The following is an 8,323-nucleotide window of genomic DNA, read 5'->3' on the forward strand; positions in this document are numbered from 1 at the left end:
GGGCGCCCCTGCCCTGTGGGGGGGGGGGCCGCGGGGGGGGCCACCGGGGGGGGGGGGGGGGGGGGGGCGGGGGCGCCCCCCCCGCCCCCCCCGGGGCCCGCGCCCGCGCCGGCCTGGTCATCGCGGTACGCCCCGACGACGGCACCGAGCCCGGCCCCGCCGAGGTCTCCGCGCACCTGGTCACCAACATGGGGCAGGCGCGCAACGCGATCCTGGCGTGGAGCGCGGACGCGGTGATCGCAGTCGGCGGTTCCTGGGGCACGCTCAGCGAGGTGGCGCTGGCGATGCGGCGCGGCGGGGTCCCGGTCGTCGTGCTGGGCGGCTGGCGGATCGTCGACCCGCACGGCCGGCCGGTCCCCGGCCCGATCCACGTCGACACCCCGGAGGACGCCGTCCATGCCGCCGTCGCTCCGGGTGACTCTGAGTGAGGTCCGTGGCGGCCGACGTCCACGTGAGCGACATGTCGGAGAGACATGATCATGTCTCTCCGACATGTCGCTCCGGAGCAGCCTCTCTTTTCCGGCGACCCCCGCAGGCTGCCGCGGGTCGCCGGTGATGGCCAGGCGGGGCGGCGCGGGCCGGGTCCCGCCTGTTCGAGGTGGCGTCAGCCCGGTGCGAGACGCTCAGCCGCATGGGGCGCACCGGTTGCGTCGGTGGACGCCCGGTGGGCGGCGGCGAGGCGTTTCGGGGCGCGGGCGTACCAGGCCTCGGTGATCCGCTCGGTCAGCTCGGGCACGCCGATCCGGTCGAGGCGGACCAGCACCGACGGGTGCCCGTCGAAGTGCGGGGTGGTGAAGTAGACGGCCGGGTCGTCGGCGAGCAGCGCCTCCTTCGCGCCGAGGTCGGGTACCCGCACGCCGAGGACCGGGCCGTCGGGAGCATCCGCGCCCAGGGCCGCCCGGTCGCTCGCCCGCAGCGGCCGGTCCCAGACGAACAGCTTGTCGCGTACCCGCCAGGCGGGCAGGTCGTCGTGGCTGCCCCGCTCGCTGGTCTCGGGCAGCGCGAGCGCGATCCGGCGTACGTCGTCCCAGGTCGCCATGGGCCGACCCTACGCCGACCGGCGGCGGATCAGGCGGGTGCGGAGACCGCCGGCTGCGCCGCCGGGGTGTCCGCGGGCCGGCTGAGCAGCAGCGGCCCGACCGTGAGCAGCAGGCAGAGCGCCGCCATCACCAGCAGCGCCGGGCTCAACCCCAGCAGCGCGACCGACGCGCCGCCGAGCAGCGCCCCCACCGGCAGGCCGACGAACGCCACCGAGCCGGCGATGCCCAGCACCCGGGTCTGCAACGACTCGGGCACCCGCTCGTAGAGCGCCGCGCCGAGCAGCGGGTTGACCGCCGCGATGGCGATGCCGGACAGGAAGGTCACGGTGAGCACCACGGCCAGGTGGTCGCTGAGGGCGAGGGCGAGCAGCCGGGGCGCGCCGCTGAGCGTCACGCCGAGGGCGAAGGTGAGCCGGCGGGGCAGCCGGGTGCCGGCCACGGTGAAGAGTAGGTTGCCCAGCAGCGCCCCGCCCGAGAACACTCCCAGCACCAGGCCGAAGCCGGCCGGGTCGCCGAGCACCCGGTCGACCCAGAGCGGGATCCACACGGCGACGCTGGCGTTGGCGAACATGTTCGACGCCGAGACCACAATCAGCATGGTCAGCAGCACCCGGTCGGTACGCAGATGACCGAACCCGCCGCGCAGCGCGCGCAGGTAGCTCTCCCGGGGGGCCGGCTGCGCCGGCGCGGGCGGCCGGACCAGCAGGCCGATCAGCAGCGCGCAGACCGCGAAGGTGGCCGCGTCGAGCCAGATCGCCCGGGTCACCCCGACCCAGTCGATGAGCAGCCCGCCGAGCACCGCGCCGAAGAGCGTCATGCCCCGGGTCAGCCCGTCGTACGCCGAGGTGAGCCGGATCAGCGGCACCGCGGCCCGCTCGGCGGCCGGCTTGAACAGCACGTGCTTGCCCCGGTCGCCGATGCCGCGCAGGCCGCCGGCCACCGCGACCAGCGCCAGCAGCGCACCGAAGCCGAGCCAGGGGGCCAGCGCCACCACGGCCATCGCCGCCGCGCTGGCCGCGTCCACCGTCACCGCCGTGCGGCGCACCCCGAACCGGTCCGCCCACGGGGTGGCGAGGGCGCTGGAGAGCATGTACGGCAGCGTCTCGGCCGCGGCGACCAGACCCATCCGGGTCGGGCTGCCGGTGGTCTCCAGCACCAGCCAGGGGATGGCCACGACCGAGATCCGGGTGCCCAGGTTGGACAGCAGGTCCGCCCCGACCAGGGTGTACAGCTCCCGGTGCGGGGTCACGCCGAACTCCCCAGCACGGTGCCCACCGACTCGGCGTCGGCCGGGTGGGCGGCGGCGTACCGGGCGCGCAGGGCGCGCTTGTCCACCTTGGCCGAGCGGTTCAGTGGCAGCGCCTCGACGAACTCCACCGCCCCGGGTGCCCAGGTGTCGCTCAGCTCCCGGGTCACCAGCGCGATCAGCTCGTCTCCGGTCACCGCCGCCCCGGGCGCCGGCACCACGTACGCGTACGGCAGCTCGCCGGCCACCGGGTCGGGCACGCCGATCACGGCGGCGGCGCGTACCCCGGGGTGGGCGGCGAGCACGTCCTCGATCGGGCGAGAGTAGATCGGCCAGCTGCGCTGCTGGGTGAGGATCCGGTCCTGGAGCCGGTCGACCAGGTAGAGGTAGCCGTCGTCGTCGAGGTGGCCGATGTCGCGGGTGCGGACCCAGCCGTCGACCAGCGACTCGGCGGTCAGCTCGGGCCGGCCGTGGTAGCCGGCGAAGCTCAGCTTCGTACGCGCCCACACCTCGCCGTCCACCCCGGCGGGCAGCACCCGCCCCTCGGCGTCGCGGATCTCCACCGCCACGTCCCCGTACGGCCGGCCGCAGGAGCGCAGCCGCTCCGGGTGCGCCGGGTCCTCGGTCAGCCCCGGCAGCGCGCAGATCACCACCGCCTCGCTGAGCCCGTACACGATCCGCAGGCACGGGCCGAAGCGGGCGATCGCCTGCCGCAGCCGGGCCGGCGCGGCGGGCCCCGCGCCCACGTTGAACATGAACATGGCGGAGAAGTCGGCCCCGTCCAGGGCCGGGTGGTCGAGCACCTCGTAGAGCATCGGCGGGGTGACGAAGGTGGAGGTGAGCCGCTCGGTGTCGACGGTCCGGATGAACGCCGCCGGGTCCCACCGGTCACGCAGGAACAGCACCCCGCCGGTGAACAGGTTGAACAGGGTGGTGATCTGGCCGCTGGCCAGCCACATCGGCGAGTGCGACAGGTGCCGCAGCAGCGGGAACCCGGCCGCGCGGAAGTCCGCGGCCAGCGCGAGGACCTGCTGGTAGAAGCTCTCCCGGTGGTGCACCAGCTTCGGTGTGCCGGTGGTCCCGCTGGTCTGCAGGAACGACTCGGGGGAGGGCACGCCGGCGGGCAGCTCGACCGCCGCGTCCAGGTCGGCGGTGAGCTCCGGCCCGGCGCCGCCGGAGCCGAGGCAGAGCACCGGTACGCCGGCCAGCCCGGCGGCGATCTCCCGCCCGAGCGAGTCGGCGTCGCGGGCGTCGTGGACGAAGGCGTCGGGGCGGGCGAGGGCGACGAACTCGTCGACCTCCCGCCGGGAGGTGACCGGGGCGACCCACATGGTCCGGCAGCCGAGCAGGTGCAGGGCGAGCTGGAGCAGCGGGCCCTCGACGGCGTTGCCGAGCATCACCAGCACCGCGTCACCCGGCCGTACGCCGTGCCGCAGCAGCGCGCCGGCCAGGCCGCGCACCTCGGCGGCGACCTCGCGGTAGGTCAGCCGCCGGCCGCCACCGACCAGCGCCTCGCGATCGCCGAAATCGGCGAACAGCTCCAGTGCCCGGTGCACGTAGGACGTCGGTCGGTCGGCGCCGTCAGTCATCGCGCAGCCCCCATCGTGATCGGCCGGTGGCCGGCGGGGGATCCGCCCGCGCAGGCCGCCGGGAACGAGTGTCCGGGCAAGTCAGAGCCAGGACGGGCGACAGGTGCCAGGCCGGCGACCGCACCGCCGCCGGTTGTAGAGCCTAGGCACGCCGGTCGGGCCGGGACAGAGCCGAACGGTGCCCGCCGACACCTCGAGGACATTCGATCATGTCGATCAGGTTGATTGACGCTCGTCTTCGCGGGCGGCTAGTTTCCGGTCCATCACCCGGGCATCGCCGTCGATCCGACCGTGCCCGGGGCTGCCGACGATGGAGGATCAATGCCGACCCCGAAGAGATGGCACGTCATAGCGTCCGCCGCCGCACTGCTGATCGCCGGCACCCCGGCGGTCACCGCGAGCGCCGGCCCCGCCGACACCGACGGCGCCCTGCCCGGGCGCAGCGAATGGGCGGCGAGCTGGGCCGCGGCGGTGACCCGCGGCAACACCGTGGGCCTGACCAACACCGGCCTGAACAACCAGAGCATCCGGATGACCGTGCAGACCACCGTCGGCGGCGACCGGCTCCGGGTCCGGCTGACCAACCTCTACGGCGAGCAGGCGGTGAAGGTCGGCCACGCCACCGTCGCCCGGCCCGACGCGGCGACCGAGGACCGGTCCGACATCGACCCGGCCACCGTCCACGAGCTGACCTTCCAGGGCTCCGCCTCGGCCACCATCAACAAGGGCGCCGAGCTGCTCAGCGACCCGCTGGACTTCCCCGTCGACGAGCAGGAGGACCTAGTCGTCACGCTGTACTTCCCGGTGCTCACCGGCCCGGTGTCCTTCCACGGCCAGTCCCGGACCACCACCTTCATCGGCGGCACGGACCTGACCAGCGCCGTCACCAGTCCCGAGTTCACCCGCAGGGTGGACTGCTGCTGGATGTTCCTGTCCGGCATCGACGTGGAACGCCGGATGAGCCCCGGCTCGGTCGTCGTCCTCGGCGACTCGATCGGCGACGGCAACGGCAGCACCGTCAACGCCGACCGGCGTTGGCCGGACCTGCTCGCCAAGCGGCTCATCGACGCCCGGCCCGAGGTCCGCACCCCCGGCGTGCTCAACCTGAGCCTCTCCGGCAACCGGCTCAACCACGAGGGCACCGAGCCCGGCGCGGGCGGCTTCCCCGGCTACTACGAGCTCGGCCCGAACGCCCTGGCCCGGCTCAACGAGGACGTCTTCCCGCAGACCGGGGTCCGCACCCTCGTCACCCACCTGGGCATCAACGACATCTGGATGAACGGCGACAGCGCCGAGAGCATCATCGCCACCCTCCGGCAGATCAACCAGCAGGCCAAGGAGCGCGGCCTGACCAGCCTGGTCGGCACCATCACCCCGTACGAGGGCAACGGCGGGCCGGGGGTCTGGACCGAGGAGAAGGAGGCCACCCGGCAGGCGGTGAACGCCTGGCTGCGCGGGGCCGGGGCGGCGGAGTTCGACGGCGTGCTCGACTTCGACGCCGTGCTGCGCGACCCGACGCACCCGAGCCGGCTGCTGCCGGCGTACGACGCCGGGGACCACATCCACCCGAACGACAGCGGCGCGCAGGCGATGGCGGACGCCGTACCGCTGCGACTGCTGGGCCTGTGACAGCGGGCGGGGGTGGCGTCGGCACCACGCCGCCCCCGCCGCCTACTCCTGGGGAGGAACCACCGCCGTGGACGTCGACGAGATCCTGACCGGCCTGTACAGCGAGCAGGGCCGGCAGAACCCCTACCCGTGGTACGCCGCCCTGCACGGGCACGGGCCGATCCACGCCATCCCCACCCGGTCGGAGCACAGCACCATCACCGCCGTCGCCGGCGGGTACGACCTGGTGGACCAGGTGCTCCGCGACCCGGAGTGGTACAAGGGCTTCCCGCCGGGCTGGGAGCAGCAGGAGATCCTGCGGACGTTCCTCAGCTCCATGATGTTCATCAACCCACCCGACCACACCCGGATGCGGTCGGTGTTCGCCAAGACGTTCACCCCGCGCCGCCTGGGGGCGCTGGAGCCGGTGATCGTCCGGGTCGTCGACGAGCGCCTCGACCGGATGGCCGAGGCCGGCGCCGGCGGGGCCGAGGTGGACTTCGTCGCCGACTTCGCGTACCCGGTCCCGGCGCTGGTGATGGCCGAGTTCATCGGGCTGCCCGAGGCGGACCTGGCCTGGTACCGGCAGCGGGTCGACTGGATCGACGAGTACATGGATGTCGCCGGCAAGACACCGGAACGGCTGGCCCGGGCCAACCAGGCCGCCGAGGAGCTGCGCGCCTACTACCGGGACCTGATCGCCCACCGGCGGCGGCAGCCCGGCATGGACCTGATCAGCGGGCTGGTCGAGGTGCTCGACGCCGGTGGGGTGGAGCTGACCGAGGAGGAGCTGATCAGCAACCTGATCGTGCTCTTCAACGCCAGCTTCGTCACCACCGTCTACATGTTCAGCAACGGCCTGCCGCTGCTGCTGGCCCACCCCGAGGTGGTCGCCGCGCTGCCCGGCGACGACGCGCTGGCCCGCGGTTGTGTGGACGAGATCCTGCGGATGGAGAGCCCGGTGCACTTCCTGGCCCGCTCGGCCCCGCGCGACACCGAGCTGGGCGGCGTGCCGGTCAAGGCGGACGAGAACGTGCTGCTGCTGATCGCCGCGGCCAACCGCGACCCGGCCCGGTTCCCGGACCCGGACCGGTTCGACCCGCGCCGGGACGGCCCGCCCTCGCTCGCCTTCGGCGTCGGGCTGCACTTCTGCCTCGGCTCGGCGGTGTCCAAGCTGGAGGGGCGGCTCGCCCTGCCCCGGCTGTTCGCCCGCTTCCCCGGCCTGCGGGTCACCCGGGACTTCACCTACAGCGGCAGCCTCTTCCTGCGCGGCATCGACAAGCTCTTCGTCACCACCGGCAGCTAGGAGTCCACGATGGCCCTCGACCCGCAGGTGGTCGCGTGGCGGGCCGCGCGCGCGGCCGCCGGCACCGCACCGCTCTACACCCAGACCCTGGCCGAGGCCCGCGCCGCCGACCTCGCCGCGATCCGCGCCGGCTCCGGCGCGGTCGAGCCCGTCGCGGAGGTACGCGACACGCAGGTCCCCGGCCCGGACGGGCCGCTGCCGGTGCGGATCCACCGCCCGACCGGGGACGGCCCGCTGCCCACCCTGGTCTGGTTCTTCGGTGGCGGCTGGACGCTCGGCAGCGTGGACACCGCCGACGGGATCTGCCGGCGGCTGGTCAACGCCACCGGCTGCCAGACGGTGACGGTGGGCTACCGGCTGGCCCCCGAGCACCGCTTCCCGGCCGCCGTGGAGGACGGCCACACGGCGCTGCGCTGGCTCGCCGCGCACCCCGACGAGGCCGGCGTCGACCCGGACCGGATCGCGGTCGGCGGGGACAGCGCGGGCGGCAACCTCGCCGCTGCGGTCACCCTGCTGGCCCGCGCCGACGGCGGTCCTCGGCTCGTCGCCCAGCTGCTGGTCTACCCGAACACCGACCAGCGGCCCGGCCGCGTCGACGACTCCAGCTCGGCGCGTCCGGCGCCGCCCAACGACCTGGAGCCGTCGCCCGCCGACGAGGACCCGCTGCTGTTCAACCGGCACTCCGTCGCCTGGTACCGGCAGCACTACCTGGCCGATCCGGCCGACGCGGCCCACCCGCTCGCCTCGCCGCTGCTCGCCGAGGACCTCTCCGGGCTGCCCCCGGCGCTGGTGATCACCGCGGAGCACGACCCGCTGCGCGACGAGGGCGAGCGGTACGCCGCCCGGCTGCGGGAGGCCGGCGTCCCCACCGAGGCGACCCGCTACGCCGGCATGATCCACGGCTTCTTCGCCATGCCGGGCGCATTCGACGCCGGCCGGCGGGCCCAGGAGCAGGCGGCGGCCTTCCTGCGCGACCGGTTCGGGCTGAGCCCCGCGGGCGTCGCCGGCCCGGTGACGGACGGGGCCGAGCATGACTGAGTCGGCCGTGGCCGTGGCGTCGGCCGCCGCGGCGGCGTTCGTCCCGCCCGCCAGCCTGGCCGACTTCGCCGAGCTGGCCCGGGCGGTGCTGCCGCCCGAGGTCTGGGACTTCGTCGAGGGTGGCAGCGGCGCGGAGAACACCCTGGCCGCCAACCGCGCCGCCCTGGACCGGGTGACGGTGCTGCCCCGGGTGCTCACCGGCGTGGACGTGCCGCGCACCGAGACGGCGCTGCCCGGCGGCACGTCCGCCCTGCCGGCCGCGGTCGCGCCGATGGCGTACCAGAAACTGCTGCACCCCGACGGCGAGGTGGCCCTGGCCGCGGCCGCCCGGGCCGCCGGCGTGCCCTACGTGGCCAGCACCGTGGCCAGCGCACCGCTGGAGGAGGTCGCGGCGGCCGGCGGGCGCGGGGGGTTGAACATGAACTGGGAGCGGATCCCGGTGTGGTTCTGCGCGCACGTGGAACCGTCCCCCACCCCCGCCCGCACCACGCCCGTC

General features: G+C 74.8%; 8 protein-coding genes. 5 read left to right on the forward strand and 3 right to left on the reverse strand.

The features are described 5' to 3' along the window. Positions 1 to 8: 8 nt before the first annotated feature. Positions 9 to 428 carry an SLOG cluster 4 domain-containing protein gene (locus tag ACWEVO_RS21990; RefSeq protein ID WP_452309408.1) on the forward strand — a complete coding sequence of 140 codons (420 nt, stop codon included), beginning with the start codon at positions 9 to 11 and terminating at the stop codon, positions 426 to 428. A gap of 176 nt (positions 429 to 604) precedes the next feature. Here the strand turns inward: ACWEVO_RS21990 and ACWEVO_RS21995 are convergent, their stop codons facing one another. The 3 genes from ACWEVO_RS21995 to ACWEVO_RS22005 are packed head-to-tail and all read right to left on the reverse strand — an operon-like array spanning position 605 to position 3,875. Beyond that, complete coding sequence (locus tag ACWEVO_RS21995) at positions 605 to 1,039, reverse strand: MmcQ/YjbR family DNA-binding protein (protein ID WP_452309402.1); 435 nt, start codon at positions 1,037 to 1,039, stop codon at positions 605 to 607. 29 nt (positions 1,040 to 1,068) lie between these two features. After that, complete coding sequence (locus ACWEVO_RS22000; RefSeq protein ID WP_452309403.1) at positions 1,069 to 2,289, reverse strand: MFS transporter; 1,221 nt, start codon at positions 2,287 to 2,289, stop codon at positions 1,069 to 1,071. Then, positions 2,286 to 3,875 carry a class I adenylate-forming enzyme family protein gene (locus tag ACWEVO_RS22005; RefSeq protein ID WP_452309404.1) on the reverse strand — a complete coding sequence of 530 codons (1,590 nt, stop codon included), beginning with the start codon at positions 3,873 to 3,875 and terminating at the stop codon, positions 2,286 to 2,288. Before ACWEVO_RS22005 ends, ACWEVO_RS22000 begins: the two co-directional genes overlap by 4 nt. A 348-nt stretch (positions 3,876 to 4,223) precedes the next feature. Between ACWEVO_RS22005 and ACWEVO_RS22010 the strand changes: the two genes are divergently transcribed. The 4 genes from ACWEVO_RS22010 to ACWEVO_RS22025 all read left to right on the forward strand — a co-directional run. Continuing rightward, positions 4,224 to 5,504 (forward strand): SGNH/GDSL hydrolase family protein, encoded by a 1,281-nt coding sequence (locus tag ACWEVO_RS22010; protein ID WP_452309409.1) that lies wholly within the window; start codon positions 4,224 to 4,226, stop codon positions 5,502 to 5,504. Between the two features lie 67 nt (positions 5,505 to 5,571). Beyond that, entirely contained in the window at positions 5,572 to 6,789 is a 1,218-nt protein-coding gene (locus tag ACWEVO_RS22015; protein ID WP_452309405.1) for a cytochrome P450, read from the forward strand. Between the two features lie 9 nt (positions 6,790 to 6,798). After that, positions 6,799 to 7,827: an alpha/beta hydrolase gene (locus ACWEVO_RS22020; protein WP_452309406.1), complete on the forward strand. Its 1,029-nt coding sequence runs from the start codon at positions 6,799 to 6,801 to the stop codon at positions 7,825 to 7,827. Further along, on the forward strand, positions 7,820 to 8,323 hold a 504-nt coding region (locus ACWEVO_RS22025), incomplete at its 3' end, for an alpha-hydroxy-acid oxidizing protein (protein WP_452309407.1). The genes ACWEVO_RS22020 and ACWEVO_RS22025, both read left to right, overlap by 8 nt.

The sequence above is a fragment of the Micromonospora sp. NPDC003776 genome, assembly GCF_053605645.1.